The sequence below is a fragment of the Paenibacillus sp. FSL R5-0470 genome (genome assembly GCF_037975205.1).
Lineage (GTDB): Bacteria > Bacillota > Bacilli > Paenibacillales > Paenibacillaceae > Paenibacillus_AQ.
Window position 1 is genome coordinate 4,671,418 of sequence record NZ_CP150238.1, and the last position, 20,891, is coordinate 4,692,308.

At 44.5% G+C, this 20,891-nt stretch carries 15 protein-coding genes; all 15 read right to left on the minus strand.

What is annotated here, in order from left to right; genetic code table 11:
* Positions 1-45 precede the first annotated feature (45 nt).
* Positions 46-1,068: a substrate-binding domain-containing protein gene (locus tag MKY99_RS20665; protein WP_076284597.1), complete on the minus strand. Its 1,023-nt coding sequence runs from the start codon at positions 1,066-1,068 to the stop codon at positions 46-48.
* The gene (locus MKY99_RS20670) at positions 1,065-2,894 is read right to left on the minus strand and encodes a sensor histidine kinase (RefSeq protein ID WP_149646849.1); all 1,830 of its coding nucleotides are present in this window, start codon (positions 2,892-2,894) and stop codon (positions 1,065-1,067) included. The genes MKY99_RS20665 and MKY99_RS20670 overlap by 4 nt, the downstream gene beginning before the upstream one ends.
* Before the next feature lie 2 nt (positions 2,895-2,896).
* Positions 2,897-4,549: a response regulator gene (locus tag MKY99_RS20675; RefSeq protein ID WP_339266128.1), complete on the minus strand. Its 1,653-nt coding sequence runs from the start codon at positions 4,547-4,549 to the stop codon at positions 2,897-2,899.
* A gap of 158 nt (positions 4,550-4,707) precedes the next feature.
* Positions 4,708-5,172, minus strand: coding sequence for a GNAT family N-acetyltransferase (locus MKY99_RS20680; protein WP_231573317.1), 465 nt, complete (start codon positions 5,170-5,172; stop codon positions 4,708-4,710).
* Positions 5,162-6,352, minus strand: a complete 1,191-nt coding sequence (purT, locus tag MKY99_RS20685) for a formate-dependent phosphoribosylglycinamide formyltransferase (RefSeq protein WP_339271732.1) — start codon at positions 6,350-6,352, stop codon at positions 5,162-5,164. The genes MKY99_RS20680 and purT overlap by 11 nt, the downstream gene beginning before the upstream one ends.
* A 149-nt stretch (positions 6,353-6,501) precedes the next feature.
* Positions 6,502-8,538: a dynamin family protein gene (locus tag MKY99_RS20690; RefSeq protein ID WP_339266130.1), complete on the minus strand. Its 2,037-nt coding sequence runs from the start codon at positions 8,536-8,538 to the stop codon at positions 6,502-6,504.
* Positions 8,535-10,187, minus strand: a complete 1,653-nt coding sequence (locus tag MKY99_RS20695; RefSeq protein WP_339266132.1) for a dynamin family protein — start codon at positions 10,185-10,187, stop codon at positions 8,535-8,537. The genes MKY99_RS20690 and MKY99_RS20695 overlap by 4 nt, the downstream gene beginning before the upstream one ends.
* 411 nt (positions 10,188-10,598) lie before the next feature.
* Positions 10,599-10,865: a hypothetical protein gene (locus MKY99_RS20700; RefSeq protein WP_042129455.1), complete on the minus strand. Its 267-nt coding sequence runs from the start codon at positions 10,863-10,865 to the stop codon at positions 10,599-10,601.
* Positions 10,866-10,890: 25 nt separating this feature from the next.
* Complete coding sequence (nth, locus tag MKY99_RS20705; RefSeq protein WP_042190074.1) at positions 10,891-11,571, minus strand: endonuclease III; 681 nt, start codon at positions 11,569-11,571, stop codon at positions 10,891-10,893.
* A gap of 219 nt (positions 11,572-11,790) precedes the next feature.
* The gene (locus tag MKY99_RS20710) at positions 11,791-14,550 is read right to left on the minus strand and encodes an S-layer homology domain-containing protein (protein WP_339266134.1); all 2,760 of its coding nucleotides are present in this window, start codon (positions 14,548-14,550) and stop codon (positions 11,791-11,793) included.
* A 60-nt stretch (positions 14,551-14,610) separates the two neighbouring features.
* Positions 14,611-15,270: a GerMN domain-containing protein gene (locus tag MKY99_RS20715; RefSeq protein ID WP_076299595.1), complete on the minus strand. Its 660-nt coding sequence runs from the start codon at positions 15,268-15,270 to the stop codon at positions 14,611-14,613.
* Positions 15,271-15,384: 114 nt separating this feature from the next.
* Complete coding sequence (locus MKY99_RS20720; protein WP_339266136.1) at positions 15,385-16,824, minus strand: N-acetylmuramoyl-L-alanine amidase family protein; 1,440 nt, start codon at positions 16,822-16,824, stop codon at positions 15,385-15,387.
* Positions 16,825-16,971: 147 nt separating this feature from the next.
* Positions 16,972-18,540 (minus strand): N-acetylmuramoyl-L-alanine amidase family protein, encoded by a 1,569-nt coding sequence (locus tag MKY99_RS20725; RefSeq protein WP_339266138.1) that lies wholly within the window; start codon positions 18,538-18,540, stop codon positions 16,972-16,974.
* A 186-nt stretch (positions 18,541-18,726) separates the two neighbouring features.
* Positions 18,727-19,329, minus strand: coding sequence for a 3-isopropylmalate dehydratase small subunit (gene leuD, locus MKY99_RS20730; protein ID WP_339266139.1), 603 nt, complete (start codon positions 19,327-19,329; stop codon positions 18,727-18,729).
* A 29-nt stretch (positions 19,330-19,358) separates the two neighbouring features.
* Complete coding sequence (gene leuC / locus MKY99_RS20735) at positions 19,359-20,783, minus strand: 3-isopropylmalate dehydratase large subunit (protein WP_042190084.1); 1,425 nt, start codon at positions 20,781-20,783, stop codon at positions 19,359-19,361.
* Between the last annotated feature and the right edge of the window lie 108 nt (positions 20,784-20,891).

Consider the following 20,891-nt stretch of genomic DNA (forward strand, 5'->3'; position numbering starts at 1 on the left):
AACGTATAAGCATAAACGCCTTCGGCGCCTATTTTAAATCAGCTTCTATCTAACAAACGGAAATAACAGCTTTTGATTCTCTGGCCACAGCATATTGTCCAAATCAATTAGCTTTGTTCCTGTATCGACGCGTTCTGGTACATCGATTCCTTCGATCACTTCAACGGCATGTTTTACAGCCAAATACCCGTTGCTAAAAGGATTTTGGATCACTGTTGCTTGAACAGTACCGTCCTGTAGCAATTCCATCATGGAAGGAGAGCTATCAAAGGCTACCATTTTTATATTTTGCAGCCCCCGACTTTGGATAGCCATTGCCGCCCCCTGTGAAGCAGTCTCATTCAGGCTCGCGATTCCCCGAAGATTCGGATGCTTCAGCAGCATCAGTTGCGTAAGATCTTCTGCATCCTTAATACTGGAGGTCGTGTATGAAATCTCAACCACTTGTATATTCGGATAACGTGCAGTGTAATTTAAAAATCCCTTCTCCCGCTCCTCTGCGTCTCTTGCACCATACTCAATGCCGTTAGAAGACTCCAGCTTCTCACTCTGCGTTGAATTGGTGAAGTTAATAATGCCTACCTCACCGTATCCTTTTAGCAGCTTGATCAATCGTTCAGCAGATTTTTGACCCGCCTCATAGCCGTTCGAGCCAATATATGTCCTTACTCTTGCTGAACCTACTTCCGCATCTACGGATATGACAGGGATTTTGGAATAAGCCGCCTGATCTACAACCTGAGCAAGCCCCATGTAACTACTTGCAGCTAAAATAATCACGTCTGCTTTTTCTTTTATGGAGTCCTGCACCATTTTCACCTGTTCTGTGATGTCACTCTCGGAGTCCGGAGCTTTGAAGGTTAGTTTGACGTTGAATTCTTGCGCTGCAGCTTCTGCTCCCAATTTAACCGTATTCCAGTAATCGCCCCTGTTCATTTTCACAATAAGATGAATATTACGGGTCTTATTTGTATTGATGTAATTGGGCGCTGAATTAAAACAAGAGGTAACTGTAGTCCATAACACCGCACACATTAACAAGGTTAGCCAAAAACGAAAGGTTTTCATGACGATGTCTCATCCTCCTTAAGCCCTTCATTGCCTTCGCCTTTTGCTAGTGCCGGGAAGATAAGGGTAACCGTAGTGCCTTCTTCAATTTCACTTTCAAAAGAAAGTCCATATTCACGGCCATAGTACAACTCAATACGCTCGTTCACATTTCTTACGCCTACCCCGGAACCACTCATACTCTTACTGCCGCCTGTCAAAATAACCTTCATAGTCTCCTTGGACATTCCTAATCCATTATCACTAATCCTTATAATGACAAGATTGTCCTTCAGTTCTGCTTGGATAGAGATAAAGCCTTCATCAGGCATCATTTCTATTCCGTGATACAAGGCATTCTCTACAATCGGCTGCAAAATCAGCTTAATCGTCTGACACTGCAGTACTTCATCTTGTGCAATGATCTCGTAGCGGAATTTATTTTTAAAACGAAAGCTCTGAATGACGAGATAATGACGAATATGATCAAGCTCTTCCTGCACGGTAATCATATTATTCCCTTTGCTTAGACTAATTCGGAAAAACTTAGATAAAGATTGAATCATTGTAACGACCTCCTCCGTCTTACCACGCTCAGCAAGCCGGATCACAGAGTTCAAAGTATTGTACAAAAAGTGTGGATTAATCTGGGATTGCAGAACTTCAAGCTCACCCTTACGTTTCGTCTCTTGTTCATAAATAATTTGATCCATCAATTGACGAATACGCTGTAGCATGAGGTTAAAGCGTTTAGACAACTGTTCTACCTCATAGGCGCCACTCACATCGATTCGAGTATTAAGATCCCCTTCTCCTACCTGCTGAAGAGTCCGTTCCAGCTTACGGATCGGGCGGGCAATTCGCGCAGACAAAACGACAGATACGATAATTACACATAAAATAACTACCGCTAAGAACCAGGATAAAAAGTTGTTCAGATCACGCTTGGTGGTCACGATCTCGTCATAATAAGCAACACCTACTATTTTCCACCCGGTTTGTTCTAACGTACGTACTGTAATAAATCGTTTTTCACCTGTAGACTCATCCAAATAGCTACGATAAGCATATTCCAATACCGGCTCCACATTCTCATACTTTAAACCAGCATAAATAAGCTGCTGCTGCGGATGATACACGATGTTGCCTAACTGATCGAGGATGTAAGCGTATCCTCTTTTACCAAGCTTAACCTGCTTACTCAGCTCATCTATGGTGCGAAAGTTAAAATCCATCAGGAGGATACCCGTTTTTAGGACTCCATTTTCCTGATATTGAATGAGTTTACTGATCGACACAACCCAAATATATTGACCTTTAAACAAGTTCTGAATATGGGGCGCTGAATAGGAGATCTCAGATGTTCTTTTGGCCGTTGTAAACCAGCTCTGGGTTTCTAACTGTGTGTTGCTGCGCAACTTCTGTCCTGCTGTACCCACGACGTATTTCCCCTGTGGTGTAAAAACCGCAGCAGAAACCAGATCCTCTCTACTTCCCATTAACATGGCCATTCTTTCCATCAGTAAAGCAGAGTCCACGGAGGGACTATTCGTAATTTGATCTTCTGCAGTTTCAAAAATATTTCGCATTCCTTTTACATAAAGCTCCAAATTGTAGTTCACTTGCTCAATAATCTGCTGCATATTCATATTGGCATTCTCTTCTGCTGTCTTCGCAAACTTGTTATATAGCATAAGGCTGACAACGACGGCTACAAGAACAGCAACAGATGTAAAAGTGAGCGTAATCGTTACTTGAATACTACGCAGCTTAGAGGACAACCGGCGTTTTCCCCCTGTTGGATGCTGCGGCCGCAGTCGAAAAGAATATGGCTTTTCTTGCCGCATAACTACCCTCCTCTGGAGCTATTTTTATACTCTTTGGGAGACTGACCATATTTTTTACGGAAGCAAAAGCTGAAATAGTTAGGATCAGCAAAGCCAATTTTCTCGGCGATTTCAAAAGCCTTCAGTTCCGTGGAGCGTAAAAGTTCCTTTGCTGCCTCTAATCGGATTTGCAAGAGATAACTAACGAAAGTCATCTTCATTTCCTTCTTAAAAATACTGCTAAAATAACCCGTACTGATATGTAAATGCTGACAGACCTTTCCGATAGAAATATCCGATTCCTCATAATGGCTACGGATGTAATCTTTAGCTTCATCAATGAGCAGCTTATAGCTAGATTGGCGTTCTAAGGCAATAGAGTCCATTAGCCGGCTGCAGATCGTAATAATCCATTGCTTGGCTTCACTCATACTATTGAATTTATTCATCTCAGTTAATGAGGAAATGCCAGATCCAACGAACTTAGCAGCATCACTACCGGACTCTTTGGCTACACGCAAGATGGATGTAATAATCTCCAGCAAAAAAATCTGATAATCCTGAGTAGATACCTGCTCAGCATTCAATCCGCCAAATAACTCCTCCACGACCTCCTTAAGCTCCTGTACGGTTCCCATCTTAATCGTTCGGATTAAGGACTGCTGGGTCAATTCATCATAGGCCAAGAGTGTATTCGAACGTGACTCCACATCCTCGATCCAAATGACTCTGTTATTGCCAAGAATGAGACGATAATCTAACGCTTGCATGGCATCTCCAAAGGAGTTAAATAGCATAGCAGGCGAATGACAAACCGTTCCAGAACCAGCGGTTACCGTTAGCTTAAGAAACCGCTGCACATTGTGGCGGATTTCTTCTAGAATTTCAAAAGTTTTCCCCGTAATTTCAGTTTCTTCTCCTGCATCACAAATGGAAAGAAGCACTACCTCATCACGATGGATAAACACCCTGCCAAAATTATGTTTATTACATAATTCTTCTGCAATATTCAGCACAGCGAAGAGCTGTAAATTCCTCTCTCCCGTATCTCGCAAAGAAATTTGCTTACCTGCGGTAAGGCTAACCGTTTCCCGCTCTGGACGAATATAATCCACACTAATTACCGAGGCTTGGAACCATTTCCCATGTAGATCTATTCCGTATTCCGAACTTTTCTCATCTATTTCATTCATTCGTAACTTGCGTGAAACTAGTGAAGATAAAAACTGCTCACGCAGCACAGGCAGACTTTTCCGATAATGCTCACTGAGTACAAAAACATTCTCCTTCTCTGCAATTTCAGCCTCTATAGTGGCTCTGACCTTTAGCAGAACATCAATCAGCTCCTGTGAAGAAAACGGTTTCAAAATATACTCATCGATTTGCAGTTTAATCGCCTTCTGTGCATATTCAAATTCATCATACCCTGTCAGAATAATAATCTTGGTATTAGGATGCCGCTCGCGAATCCATTCCGCCAGCTGCAGCCCGTTCATAAAAGGCATTTGAATATCAGTCACAACTACATCCGGGAGCAAACGATCTATCGCATCCGCTGCCTCTCGTCCATTCTCCGCCTGTTCTACAATTTCGAAGCCATAGTGCTCCCAATCAATCTGACTGATGACCCCTTCCCTTACATCTTCTTCATCTTCAGCAAGTATTAACTTGTACATTTCTCATCCCTCTTTGGACACGATTTATTTAGCTGTCATAAAATTCATTCTATATGATTCAAACTATTCCATCTATGGTTAAGTTATTTAAATAGATTTTGAGCAAAAAAAAACCATCCCGCCGTAGCTGGGATGGGGATGATCGGAACCTATAAGTATTATAGCAACGCTTTGTTAAAGCGATAGCCTGCTGTCTTTTCGAAACCTAGATGACGATAAAAAGCATGTGCCGGTGCGCGTTCTACGCGGTTACCACTTCTCAAGAAGAGCTGACAGCAACCTTGCTCACGTGCCCATTCTTCAGCTGCGGCCACAAGTCTTTTACCGAGTCCGTTTCCTCTGAGTTCTTCTGATACGATAAGTGCAGTAATCTCAGTGATACAATCTGTCTGTTTGTAATACGAGATTACCTGTCTAAGACCGACCATTCCCACAACTTCATTGTTTAGTTCTGCAACAAGCGTGCATTGGAGATGGTTATTCTCCATGCTTTCAAGTCTCTCTTTCATCACGCTAAGCGTTGTTGGATAGCCGAATTCACGCAGAAGCGCTGTCACTCTCTCCAGATCATTCAAGCCGCATTTGCGAATTTCCAGTACAGGTGCCATGGTACTACTGTTCATCCTCATTTACCTCCACTTTTAGCATAGACGCTGCCTGCTTGGCTACCGTCCGCGCGATTTCCACATTTTCCGCCGCACTTAATGCTACAGCCATCCGCCGCCCTGGACGGACTTCTGGTTTACCAAACACCCGAACCTGAGTCCTAGGTAGTTCCAAAGCTTCACCAATTCCGGTCACAACAAAAGCTCGTCCTTCTCCTTCAGCCTTCAGCGTAGCTGAGGCACCTGGTGTCAGTAATTGTACTGACTGGACTGGAAAACCAAGAATAGCTCTGACATGCACTGCAAATTGAGATAAATCCTGCGTTGCCATCGTTACCATCCCCGTATCATGAGGTCTAGGGGACACTTCACTAAACAATACGCCTCGATCCGTCAAGAAAAGCTCCACTCCAAAAATACCAAAACCTCCGAGCTGATCGGTAACTGCCTTGGCAATAGACTGAGCTTCATCCAGAAGTTCCGCCTTCATAAAGTGAGGCTGCCATGATTCGACATAATCCCCGTCCTTCTGAATATGCCCAATAGGTGGACAAAATATCGTGCCAGACACGGACCGCACCGTTAAAAGTGTAATCTCGCTTTCAAAGGTAACGAATGCCTCTACGATAACACGAGTCCCTTTAGCTCTCGCTCCATCCAAAGCAGTGTTCCAGCATTCTTCTGCATCCTCCGGCCTTTTGCAAACACTCTGACCTTTGCCGGAAGAACTCATAATCGGCTTGATGACACAAGGAGTGCCTAGTTCTGCAACGGCTTGATGCAGTTCTTCCAGACTATCTGCAAAACGATAATCCGCTGTGGGCAATCCAAGTTCTTCAGCAGCAAGTCGGCGAATGCCTTCTCTGTCCATGGTCAGACGAGCCGCTCGTGCGGTCGGAACAACGAAGAAACCTTCCTCTTCAAGCTCTTGAAGAGCATGAGTAGCGATTGCTTCAATCTCCGGAACAATAACATCCGGTTTTTCTGAGCGAATAAGCGTTTTAAGCGCCTCTGCATCCAGCATATCAATAACATGTGAACGATGAGCTACACCCATCGCTGGTGCATCGCTATAACGGTCTACAGCTACGGTCTCTACGCCAAGACGTTGAGCTTCGATTATGACTTCCTTACCCAGTTCCCCGCTGCCCAGTAGCAGCAGCTTGCGGCTTTGAGCTGAAAAAGGAGCTCCCCACATTGTCGATTTCAACCTCTTTCGGCAAATTGACTATCTCGTTTCCATAAATTTCTGAAAACAAAACAGTTTCATTGTATATTTTCAGACTTCTTTATTTTCATCCATCATACGCCAGATTGCAAGTGTTCTTCGACAATTTCCTACAAATTTCAAAGATTTTTGTCTAATCTATCAACGAAAGATTGTTCCAAGAGAGATAATTGGTGACCTAATTGACCCCAATGATCTGCGGATTCACCCCCTTTAAGGAGATCTAACATCGCTTTCTCTTGCTCCGCTAACCCTTCTTGTAGGCGTTCTGCAGCAACCTTTAATTCTCTGGCTATGCAATCGACATAATGCGCAAGCAATTTTTTCTTCTGCTCTGCCGCCGCAACATTAACAGCTTCTTTCACAAGAGGCTCAGTCGCACCTTTGACTTGCTCCCGGCCAGCGCCTTCAAAGAAATAGCGAGGGGATTTGAAATATCCCCATAAGGTTGGCCATTCCACGGACTGAAGCTGGCATTCCAGCTCACTAGGAGAAGGCCATGCTGCTGCTTCATTCTCCATCAGATGAAACTCTTGAGTAGAGAAAAACAGCTCAGTAGCAGCCGCTTCAGCCGCTTCATGAACAAGTCTACGCCCGGTACTTTCTAGTCGCAGCGTTGTCGCCCATAGCTCTTGCTCCAATTCACGCTTAGTGGTACGCATCAGCTCTGCACCACACGCAGCGAAGATAGCTTTTAAATTTCCTGCGTCCTCACGTAATAATGAGGGGTGGAAAGATTCCTGAAAATTTCTGGTGAAGGAGAAGCTAATCCGTTGACAGACATGATAGATCAGTTCCTCACCTTCATGAACAAGATCTCTGCTAGGACGTTCTTCGGTCTCCAATAGGGAAAGTCTCTTCATAGCTAGCTGACGACGTTCTTGCATTTCTTTTAATCCTGCTTCACGCTCGTTTGCCGCCATGGAAGCGAGATTCTGCCACTCTTCCGCCCTGCGGCGAACAGATGCGATGCTCTCTGCAGCTGCGTTAAGTGAAAGCTGAGGAAGTTCATCTCCCGCAAAGCTTGATAAGGCTTGCTCAAAATGATGGAAACGGGAAGCCTCATAGCGTGAATAATCATGCTGGGTTTTGCCTTCCAGAGCAAGCAAGCTAGAGAGTGCATAAATTCTCGGCGAGCGTAAGCCGCCTGCACGTAAATTTTGAGCAACATGTTCTCGTACCTCTTCCAATTCATCTTCGCCTGAAGCAAGATCAGAAGCGTTGATAATAAAGAACATTTTATCAAGTGCAAAGCTATCTTTAATTCGGCCTAGCTGCGCAAGCAGACCTCGATCTGCTTTTGAAAAGGCGTGGTTGTAATAGGTAACAAAACAAATCGCGTCTGCGTTTTTCATGTAATTAAAGGTTACGCCTGTATGACGAGCATGCAATGAGTCGGCTCCTGGTGTATCCACGAGTACAATTCCGCTTTCGGTCAATGGACAGGCATAATACAAATCAATCCCCTGCACAAAACAGGCTCGGGTCTCCTCGGCTACAAGGCCTCGGTATTCTTCTAAATCAACCGTTCGCACCGTTCCCAGCAAGGGCTCAGCTTCTGCCCAGCCAGCCGCTGCTGCCCTTAGAAATCCAGCATGTGGCAACGCAGAGGGATGAACTCCCCTTGCAGGCAAGCTTGCTAGAACTGTTGTCCATGAGTTTTGCTGTGGTTCTCCTAGTTGCAGCACACTGAAGGAATGGCAGATGTCATCCCAGAAATCTGCCATGGTCTTCATTGTGACAACCGCGCTGGCATGGCGGAAGTCACCTTCCGGCGCCAATATGCGGTTGACCGCAGCCGTGGCGGGATGTGGAGACACGGGCAGCACTTCTTCGCCGAGCAAAGCGTTGGCGAAGGAGGACTTACCCGCGCTGAATGCACCGAACAGCGCGAGGGTAAAGCGGCCGCCGGCGAGATCCTCCGCCCGTGCGGCCAGACTCCGCGCCGCCGATGCCATCGCTGGCTCGCGGCGCAGCAGCTCTGCCGCAGCCGCTAGCGCGTCAGCGGCTGCGGATAGCCGGCGGCGTCCGCCCGCCGGCGAAGCCGTTCCCGCCGCCCAATTTGCGGCGGCGGCACTTCCAGCCGCGACGTTTTGCGGCGGCTGGACCTCCCGCGGTGCGGCGCTCTGCGCAGCCGCTCGCGGGGTTACCCTCACCTCCGGCAGGATGCCGGGGTGAGGGGCCGGCGCGGCGGCAGCAGCGCCGCGAGCTCGTGCGCGCGGGCAGCTGCCGCGCGGTCCAGCGCGGCTAGCGCGTCAACGGCGCGCGCCTGCCGCGCAAGAGCCTGTTCGCGGCGCTGGAGTACGGCACGCTGCTCCTCCATGAGCGGCGGCAGCTTCGCTAACAGCACATCGCTCACCGCTAACGCGGCACGGCGGAACTGGCTCTTAATATCAGCCGCAAGTGTGCGGCAGAAATTGAGGAGCGCCTCGCCGCTATACCCCGTTCCCGGCTTAACAGCAGCCGCCAGCCACTCCTGGCTCACCACCGGGAACCCTTGCTTCAGAGTCGTCTCCGCCTCCTCCTCCCACAGCCCGAGATTCTCCGCCCAATCACGTACCAGCTGAATCAAATGCCATTCCAGCTGAGCGGAAACCTCTCGGGTCAACAGTCCTTGCCAGACTGCCAGTCGTTTACTTTGTTCCTTCTCCCGCCGTGCAGCCGTAGAGAATAACCCTAATCGAAACGTAGGGCTAGCACTTTCCATATAGCTTCCCGACGCCTCTCTTACATCTGCAGGCATTAGATTAGCATTATTAAGTAAGGTGTCTAGGCCAGTTCGCAAACTTGCTCGTGACTGCTGAGGCAACGCCTCAAGTCGTTCCTTCTCTTCTTCGAGTGACTTCAGTTCATTCGTCACTGTCTCTGCATTCGTACCTTCTAGTTCTTCAAGGAGAGCTGCTCTTTCCTCCTGCTGATCTTCACGGAATGCAGTTAGAGAAGAATCCGCTGTATGATGAATAGAACGAGACAAGCTATATTGAAGCAGCTGTTCCTTTTGTTCCAACAGTTCGGTTATAAGGCTGAGTAGATGATCCCAATGATTAAGAGGATGCTCTTTCTTTTTGAGAGAGGTGAATAGAATTCCCGCACAATGAATCCCCCATTGTTCAAAAGCATTTTCAAGTTGACGTTTATATTCCTCAATGGAAATCTCTTGTTCCCTGTGCTTATCGATCTGATTAACAATCAGATACAAAGGTTTACCCCAGTCACTAAGATTTTTAGCAAAGGCCAAATTATTCTCTGACTGTACATGGTTATAATCCATTACATAAAATACTACATCAGCTAAATGCAGCGCAGAGCGGGTGGCCGCCTGATGACCATCATCCGTCGAATCTACACCAGGTGTATCCAATAGTACGCCATCCTTGCCTAGCAGTGGTATCTCATTCCACACTTCAATTGCGGAATATTCACCACCATTTCGACAGTATTCTTGTAATCTTTCTGGAGTTGTCTCTATAGGAGAAGGATCATTTTTACTTCCTTCAACTCTAGGATAAATAAGCACTCGTGGAACTCCACTGCGAATAGAGACAATATTCGCACTAGTCGGCACAGGTCCAGAAGGCAGCACTGAACTGCCGCAAAGAAGATTGATCATACTGGATTTTCCTGCCGAAAAATGTCCGCAAAAAGCAAGGGTCAGCTCATTCCCACCCTCTTTATGTTGTAAATCTTCATATATACGTTCAGAGCCTTCATCACCCCAGCGATGCATTAATCCACGCAACTGGAAAAGCAGCGATGCCGTTTCACTTAATGTCTCTTTCTCGATTCTAACCTGTTCCGCTCTCACTGACTCTCCACCTCCACTGTTACCATCTAATCATGCTTTGAATATAACCCATTCAAGAATACGAAATCAGACTCATTATTAAAATATAGGAAAGTAAAAGTTTCACATGATACATTATCCTTATATTTCTCGCTTAAACGCTTACCGTCCTTATAAGGACGCCGAAGACGTTTATGCTTATTCAATGTTTATACAGGTGTAATTTCTGTGATGTCACGCAGAATCTTTTTTATAAATAATAATTACAGTTTATCACCAGTTTGACACAAATTAAATACACACTACTTACAAAATAACCTATCATCTCTTACGAAATGAGGTTATTCAAACATCTTTCTGCTTTTTCGCTAGAAAAGTAAGAAACAAAAAAGGAGCCAGCCCTAAGGCCGACTCCTTTTATCACTTCTAAATTTATGCAGTTTCCGAAACAGGCAACAGAATTTCGAATACTTTTCCGTGTTGCAGAATAGTCAAACCACGAGATTTATCTCTCATTACAACAACCTCAGGTTTCACTGACATACGCTCAAAATAGTGTTCAGGAACGTCACCGGAATGACTGATCGTGATACCTTCTACTTCTTGCTCTTCGTTCTCTTCGAGTGGGCTTTCCACTACGCGATCAAAAATATCCGAGAACACTTCAAAATTATCTGTGTATACAGAAATGCATTTCATCTCTATCCCATCCTCTTCTTCAACTCTAACTTTTTGGCGTATGATCTTTAGCTTTCCTGACAACAGCTGTTTTCATACGTTTTTTGCCCTCTCGACATACATCAAGGAGCGGGCAAACTTGACATTTTGGGTTCTGTGCCTTGCAGTGATATCGTCCGAAAAAGATAAGCCGGTGATGAGTGATCGTCCATTCGTCACGTGGCACAGCCTTCATCAGCTTCTTTTCCACTTCCAGCACAGAATCTTTCCAGCCTGCTAATGCAAGTCGTTTAGCAACCCTCTCCACATGCGTGTCCACTGCAATGGCAGGAACTCCAAAAGCATTGGATACTACTACATTTGCAGTTTTACGACCTACACCGGGTAAAGTTACAAGCAAGTCATGAGCCTCAGGCACCTCGCCACCATACTGTTCTATGAGTATAGAGCATAGGCTTTGGATATGCTTAGCTTTGTTACGATATAGGCCGATGCGCCGGATATCCCCCTCCAACTCCTCCAGCGGTACAGAAATATAATCGATGGGGGCTTTGTACTTTTGGAACAGGTCCACGGTCACTTTGTTCACCGTTGCATCCGTACATTGGGCTGATAACAGTACCGCTATCGTTAATTCAAAAGCGTTACTATGATTTAGCTCGCAATGAGCATCAGGGAACAAGTCTCCAATCGTATCCAAAATGTGGCGGACCTCTGCAACTTTCATAGTGTCCCCTCCACGGAGCGATTACGCTCATTAAAACTCACATGAGCGTGTCCTCTCTAATGTAAAGAAATATAAGCAAAGTCTGTATTATAACGTATGGTTTCATACATTTCAAGAAAATACAACTCTTATACTTTCTTATATTTCAAAAAAAACGTCTTGACGCAGGCAAAGCTCCTGTGTCAAGACGGTGATTCACTCAGAAATCCACCATTGCTACTATTGTTTCACAATTTCAACCACGATATCATTATTGAAATACATTATAATATTATCATTTTCTTTCAGAGATTGCACGGACAATGTCGTATCTCCTTGATGAATATATACATTTGAAGCAAGAGTGAACTGATACTTATCGTTCAGATTAGCTCTCTTAGTCACCAATGAGTTCGTCGTACTGTCATAGCGAGAGAATGAACGAGTTAACTGTGGTAACACACGAATGACTGTCGCTCCATCCGTGTCTTTACGAATCTCCACTCTGTCCGCTGTTGTTAAGTTACTAAGAGCAGTTGTTGTGGCGCCATCACGTATGATTCTAACCCCACCGCTTACAGTAAAGTTTTGTGCTGCTCCAGCATACTCCTTCACAATTAAGCTATTCGTTGCAGCTCCTACTGAACTAATCTGACCCGTAGTAAGCTTAACTGCCTGAATAGCGAGCGGTGTGCTTCCATCAAAAGTCACATTCAGATAATCTCCCGATTTCAAAGCGGTTAGCTTAATGCTCTCACCGGCTTCATTTGTTATTGGGAGCGCTGCAGTATTAATCTCACTGGTCCCCCCATTCCATTTAATACTTATACGGTTGGTTCCAGAATTAACGGTTGCTGCTTCAACCTGAAGAACGGTCTTTACTTTCAATACTGCAATTAGATCCTGACTAGTTGTCAGTGAGGCTGTCACATTACTACCAACAGGAACATCACTTAAGGTTGGATTAGTCTTCCCAAAAATATCAACTAATTGTGGATAAGGCATTGTTATAGTTTGCCCACTGTCCTTAAGCTTCAATACAATTGTTTTAAAAGAAGAATTAACAGCAGACAGGGTTCCTTCGTACTTTGTGACAATTTCCAAAGACAGAGCCCGTTGACCTATTGCCGTTAAATTCACTTTACGGTTCTCAACAAGTTTCGTACCGACATTACTTAAGTTAGGAAGTACGCCTTCAATCAACAATTTTGTTTTTTCATCCAACTGAACGACATGTGCCTTTTTTTCAGTATCCATAACTGTCAACAGCTGTGTTTTAGTATTATAGTCAATAACCGTCGCTCCACTATACTGCTCAATTTGACGGCTTAACACTTCAATCTTTATGACTTGATCACTGCTGTTCAGCGTAAGCTGAATTTTGTCCCCACCTACTGTATCAGCTATAAGATCATCAGCCACAGCGCTATTCATATTCGGAATAACAATCACCGGCTTCGTGCCTAACAGTTTAACTTCACGTGTTCCGTCCGTTTTTTTATACACAACTGTTGAATTGCTCAGTTCGGTAAGTACACCTTGAACTGTCCGTTCAACACCTTCTGTCACTTCTACAGTACGTATCACATTTTCCTTAATCGTATATTTAACAGCAGCACCTGTCTTTAAATCTGCTGGCTGCAGCACTGATGATTGCGAGCTGAATAATGAAGTTCCATCTTCCCATTTAAAGGTTTCCACCGTACCAGCAGCATTTTTAAACGTAATGCTTTTCCCAGTAAGATCTATACTTTGAACGGTACCTGTCGTCGTTTTGTTAACAACGCCTGAAGTCACTTGAACCTTGACCACTTTATGTGACCCACTATAAGTTTCACGTTGCAACGTAACTACACTATCTGCTACCAGCGAAGCAGATTCAATTGGAGTCCCATTCGCATCTACAAAGGTAGTCGCTTCATCGTAGTAATATTCAGTGAACCCAGTAGCTGATTTCAGCCATAGCTTATTACCAGGTGCTACCATTGCGAAGCTTCCGGAAAGGCTCTCCACTTGTTGTGTAGGGTCAGTCACTTCAACATAGGCTGCGTTATATGTCGCTCCAATTACAGTAACCTTTGTGTAAGGTTGGATATCACTTAGATTTATTCTACTTTCAGAAGCGCTTGTGTAATAAGCGGTGCTCGCTCCAAGGGTATATGTAGAAGTCTTTCCGTTGTTATAAACGGATAGTTTCCCATCTGCTAGTTGACTGATTGTTCCTGATACCGTGTTGTCATATTCAACCGTATTGTGAGCTTCCGCACGGCTGAAAAAGGTCGCCAATTGAGCACGGGTCACGGCTCCTTGTGGATCAAAGCGATTACCGTCAAGACCATTGGCTAGTTTCAGATCAACCGCAACGTTGATGTACCCTCTTTTGTTTGCAGACACTTTAGCATCATCCGCAAAGCCTGTCGGCGCACTAGCTGCTACGGCTGCATCTGCACTTTTTCCTAGTGCACGAATTAAGAGTTCAGCAATCCATTCGCGGGAGGCTTTACGCTCTCCCCAAGAAGTCTTCAGATTATCTGGAGCCATTTCAGTAGCCTTATCAAGTAGACCTTGTTGAAAGGCCAACACTACATAATCCTTGTAATAATTCGTAACCTTAAAATCATTAGGTAAGGCAACCGTTGAAGAAGTATCCACTTTATCCTGCAACTTCATAAACCGTAATGCCATAAGCACGGCTTCCTGCTGAGTTACAGAATCTCCCGGGCGGAATAAACCATTATTTCCAACCACAATTCCTTGTGATGCTAATTTATAAATATGCTTTTCAGCCCAAAAGCCTGCCTTCACATCGCTAAAAATGCCTACAGATTGTGTAGTAGTTGTTGCTGCTGTAGCGGCTGTATCTGCAAACACTGCGCTTGCACCACTAAAAATCATGGTTCCAGCCATAACAGCCGATACTGCTTTCGTAGAATAAGCCTTCAATGGACGTTTTGACCTTTTTTGCGCGGACAATAGATTATTCCCCTCTCTATGACTCAAATAAATAGTATAGTTTAAAGTTCGTCAGTTAGATGCTTTTATCCTTTGTTGTAATAACAATTAGATATTATCTCTAGTCATAGGATGCATTAGGTCAACATGACCCATCAAGCTTTCAACCTTTTCACCATCCACCAAAACTTCGATGCTTTTTACTTCTTCAAATTGAAAATAGGTTTTGGCAAGTGATGAAATCGCTAAGGACTCCCCACCAGCACCCAGCTGTGCTTCATCAGGTTTATGAAGATCCATCACAATTTGACCATCAACAAACTTTAACGATTTCAGTTCAATTTTGCCCCATAATGATACAAGGTCAGTATTCTCGTTGCTTTGCAATGCTTTGAACGTCTCTGTATATTTCTGGGCATCGTCAGAGAAGCTAATGCTAGTCTTAGCAGGAATCAGATCCATAACTTGTGAATCCGTATAATATGCATCGATACTCTGGCTCTGTTTTTGCTTCTCATCTGCTACTGGCTTTGCAGTTGCCTGAGTTTCTGTGTTGCTATTATCTGCTGTCGGTTGCGGAGTGCTAGTCACTTCATTTCCTGGTTCATCGCTTGGAGCCGGTGTACTTTCCCCCGCACCACTTACAACATTTGAAGTATCTTGCTCCACACCATTTGCTGGAGCCGCAGTAGGCTTGTCTCCACAGCCAGCAATCACTAGCAGAAGCAGTGTAGCGATCCCAATTGTACTCCATTTTTGTTTCATCATTAATAAACGCCTCCTCTAGATGAATACGGGCAGACAGGTACCGCAAAACCACTTCTTGCCTTTTAAAATAAAAGCAGAAAGCTGACTTTGCGGCGCTCGTCTGCCACTGGTCTGTTATTTTATACCCAAATATTCCTTAATCCCACTCACTATTGAAGCCGCAACTTTGTTTTGAAGTGCATCTGTAAAGAGCAATGCTTCATCTTTTTTGTTGCTAAGGTATCCCACTTCAAGTAATACTGCAGGCATTTTCGTTTCGCGGATAACATGGAAATTCCCATAACGTACACCGCGATCGCTAAGCCCTGTAGCTTGAACAAGATATTTATGCATCACGTTCGCCAATGCTTTACTGGCTTCCCGTTGATAATACGTTTCTGTTCCACTAGCTGATGAGGAACCTGAGCTATTGGCGTGTACAGATATGAAGATATCAGCTTTTAAATTATTCGCCATAGCTGCTCTTTCTTTAAGCTCCAAGAAAGTATCATTACTTCGTGTTAACACGACGTCAATATTACTTTCTTTTTTCAGCAATTCAGCTGTCTTAAGTACGATGGCCAAATTAAAATTCTTCTCGTATTTACCTGTAACACCCACTGCTCCAGAATCTTTAGCCCCATGCCCTGCATCTAATACTACTAGCTTTCTGCCATTATTTCCTGGTTGTGTAGTAGTATCATCAGTGCTTTCCGCATTTAGATCGATTACAACCAGCTTAGAATCGTCTCCAGTTACGCTAACGTTGTAATTCTTAGCATAGTTCAAATCGATTACAAAACGTACTGTATAAGGATTCGTGCTATAAAGGGAGTAACGTACTCCTGATACATCGGGATAATCTTTCACTTCCAATCTACCGTTTAGGTCAGGATCAAGGATCTGTCCTGTGCCAAATAGGTCTGAGAAGGTGGCATTAGGTAAATCAACAACTAACCGATCCGGCCCAGTCATCACTGTCACTTTCGGTACTGAATTACCCTCCATGGCAATGCTCAAACGATTTTCGCTAAAGCTCACACCATTTACCATCGTTAAATTCTTTGAAGGATCTACCGGCGGTACAACCTCAGATCCACCATTTTCAGTATTTCCACCTGAACTGCCGTTATCATTTGAGGATCCTGGGGTAATAAGATACACACTCTTCTTCACGTTGTCCCACGAGACATTTAATCCAAACTGTTCACTAATGAACCGAATCGGTACAAGTGTCGTATTACTACGAAGGATAGGTGCTGTGGTAAGTGTTACTGTCTTGTCATCAACTGAGGCTATCTTTTGATTCACAACCAATTTGATGACCTTTCCTTGCTGTTCAATCGTTACCGTCTTGCTCTTCTGATCCCAACCCACGTTATATCCAAGGCTTTCAGAGATCAACCTTAACGGCACCATGATTGTATCATTCACATTCTCAACCGGGACATTTTGCCCTGCGGTCAGCTCCTTGCCGTCCAGAAAAATCTTGCTATTCCCGGCAGCAGCATGTCCGTTCTCAGGCAAAACAAATACTAAGAGCAACAAAAACAACATCAAACTGAATTTCTTCATTCTTCACCTCTAGATCTAGTATTCGCCTGTGAATGGCGATCGTGATGGCCTGTCTACGTCAACCTCAGACCTCTATTAGACGCTAATAATCTATAAAGGTTGCGAATATATTCCATAAAAATTGAGAAATCTCACCAACATTAAGCATTAAAGTCCTAGATATTCCTTAATACCGGCTACAATTTCTCTCGCTAATTTGTCTTGAAGCTGCTCACTATACATCCCTGATTCATTTCCTGAATTAGTAAGATACCCCACTTCTAGAAGTACTGCCGGCATACTGGTTTCTCTTGTAACATGCAGACTTTTCGTTCTTACTCCGTTGTCCTTGAATCCAGTACCTGCTATCAGATGTTTGTGCATGACCTGAGCAAGCGGCAGACTCCCACTACGCGAATAGTACGTTTCACTGCCATTTATTTTGTCTCTATTCGGATAACCCAGCTCTAGTGAATTCCCATGCACTGAAATAAATAGATTAGCCTTTGCTGCTTCTGCGATATTTACTCGATCCTGAAGACCCAACGTAATATCTTCAGTCCTAGTAAATACGACGTCAACCAAAGCTTCCTGCATAAGTAGTGTTTGCACTTTACGGATAACTGACAGATTGAAGTCTTTTTCCAGCTTACCCGTGAGACTGACTGCTCCTGATTGTGTCCCTCCATGACCCGCGTCGAGAACTACAACCGGCTTTCCTGTCATTCCACTACCACCTGAGGGGTTCCCTTCACTGCCTGTAACATTCAAATCCAGTGTCACCAGTCCAGTACTTTCATCCGTACTTAATTGATAAGGCTGGCTCCCGACCGTTTGAATCACGAACCTAACAGTAGAAGGACTTACACTGAACAACGCATACCGGATCTCAGAAACTAGAGGGTAACCAGTAACATCCAGCTTCCCTTGCGGACTTCCGTTTGTGGTAATACTCGGTAGACCTCCTACGAAATCAGGAGCAAAAGCTGCACCGGGAAAATCTACGACGATTCGATCTGGACTGCTCATTTTTGTGATGCTAGGTTTAGGAGCCCCAGAAACAGCGATGATTAATCGATTCTCAGTGAAGGCTGCCCCATTTACAAGCGGACCTGCTGCATTCACACCAGTGCTTCCTGGTACTGAGGATGATTGTGGTGTCGGTGAGGGCAAAACACTTCCAGCGCTTGTGCCATTATCCACGCCGGGTGTAGTAATCTGAGTTGGAGAAGGAGTACTTGTTGCTGTTGGACTAGTAACGGTTCCCTCAGGTGTAGCCACCGAAGCTTGTCCACCCGTCAAATAGACCGTTTTATCGCTATTATCCCAGCCAACCTTTAGACCGAACTGCTCACTTACGAAGCGAATCGGAACGAGAACTGTACCACCGCTTTGCTTGGGTGCTGCGTTTAAATCAAACGTTACTCCATCCGCATCAGCTGTTTTTTTTCCTACAGCCAGCTCAATGCTTTTTCCATCTTGGTGAACCGTTACTTTGCGGGCCTGCTGCTCCCACAATACCTCAAATCCAAGATTCTCCACTACCACTCTGACGGGAATCATAACGCTACCATTGACGTTCTCAAGTTTAATTCCTTTTGGTAAAGCAAGCTCTTGATTGTCCATAATAATTCTGCCTGAGCTGCTACCAGCTGCGGCAGCTTCACGTCCAGTGAATGATAGTAAGAATAATGGCAGCAACAATAGTAGCAACGTTCGATACCCAACTCTTCTCATTTTCCCGCTCCTTCTGCAAGTAATAGATCTAGATAAGTATTAAGACGACAGTAATCACCAAATGTTTCCTTTATCACCAATCAATATTTCGATTATAGCAAAAAAACTTCTATTTCCGACACCCGGAAATAGAAGTTTTGCGTAATTTTTGTAAAAGTTAAGAATCAAACCAGTTATATCCTATTATTAAGAGAATAACTTAGCCGCATGACGCTCTTCATACGCAGCAATTTCATCTGCATGCTGAAGGGTTAATCCGATATCATCCAGACCTTGCAGCAAGAACTGACGACGGTGCTCATCCAGATCAAAGCTGATGCTCAGTCCAAATTCATCGTGAAGTGTATTGCTCTCAAGATCCACGGTCAATTGGTAGCCATCATGCTCGGCTGTCCGATTAAACAGCTCATCCACTTGATCTTCCGAAAGCTTGATCGGCAAAATGCCATTCTTAAAGCAGTTGTTATAGAAGATATCTGCATAAGAAGGTGCAATGACAACTCTGAACCCATAATCCATAATCGCCCAAGGTGCATGTTCCCGTGAGGAACCACAGCCAAAGTTAGCACGTGAGATCAAGACAGAAGCACCTTTATAGCGTGGCTTATTCATTTCAAAGGCAGCGTTATCGTTACCAGCTTCATCAAAACGCCATTCGTAGAACAAAAATTGTCCAAATCCTGTCCGTTCAATCCGTTTCAAGAACTGCTTTGGGATAATAGCATCCGTATCTACATTCACCCGATCTACTGGTGCAACAATTCCTGTTAATTTTTTAAAAGCATCCATAGTTTTATCCTCCCGTGTTCTCTCTAGTTCTATGAGCTGACAGCTTCCGTCTTATAGTTCCAATCACGTACATCAGTGAAACGGCCTTTTATCGCAGCTGCAGCAGCCATAGCTGGGGATACCAGATGCGTGCGTCCACCGCGACCTTGACGTCCTTCAAAGTTACGGTTCGAGGTAGATGCACAGCGTTGCCCAGGTTGCAGTACATCAGGGTTCATCGCAAGGCACATGCTGCATCCCGCTTCGCGCCATTCAAAGCCCGCGTCAGTAAAAACTTTATCAAGCCCTTCCTTCTCAGCCTGCATTTTAACACGACCAGATCCAGGAACAACAATGGCAGTAACCTTGTCAGAGACTTTATGGCCTTTTGCTACCACGGCTGCCGCTCTCAAATCTTCGATCCGTCCGTTAGTACAAGAACCGATAAATACGTAATCAATTGGAATTTCAGAAATAGGAGTTCCAGGAGTCAAATCCATATATTCAAGCGCTTTTTCAGCAGCTTTGCGTTCATTTTCAGTGGTAAAGTCAGCCGGATTTGGCACGCTAGAGTTGATATCTGTACCCATGCCCGGGCTAGTACCCCAAGTCACTTGTGGAATCAATGTCTCCACATCGAATTCAACCACCGTATCATACTGAGCACCTTCGTCACTAACAAGACTCTTCCATCCTTCAACAGCAGCGTCATATGCTTCGCCTTGCGGCACATATTGACGTCCACGCAGATAGTTAAAAGTAGTTTCGTCAGGAGCGATCAAACCTGCTCTTGCTCCGCCTTCGATCGACATGTTGCAGACGGTCATACGTTCTTCCATCGACAGCTCACGAATAGCTTCACCTGTGTATTCAATTACATAACCTGTTGCAAAATCAGTACCATACTTAGCAATAACACCAAGGATCATATCCTTTGCTGTTACACCAGGATTGCGTTTACCTGTGAAACGAACTTCCATAGTCTTAGCTTTGGATTGCTGCAAACATTGGGTAGCCATTACATGTTCAACTTCACTAGTACCGATACCAAAAGCCAGCGCACCAAATGCTCCATGTGTGGAGGTATGGCTGTCACCGCAAACGATAGTTTTACCAGGGTGCGTCAAGCCGATCTCAGGTCCCATTACGTGTACAACGCCTTGATCGATATCATTCAGGTCGAACAATCTAACACCAAAATCAGCACAGTTTTTAGAAAGTGTATCAATTTGCTGCTTGGAAATTGGATCTTTAATATTAAAACGATCCTTGGTAGGAACGTTGTGATCCATTGTAGCGAAAGTCAGCTCAGGACGGCGAACCTTGCGGTTACTGAGGCGAAGTCCTTCGAAAGCTTGTGGAGAAGTTACTTCATGAACCAAATGCAGATCGATATAAATAATGCTAGGTTTACCTTCCTCTTGATGAATAACATGATTATCCCAAATCTTTTCAAACATTGTCTTGTTGCTCATAATTTCACCTCATTAATAGAATCGTTCATTGGAAGAGAGCGTGGAGTCTCTCTTGAATGATCTAAATATAACATCACCATCTTTATAATTCCAAGATATGATATCTAT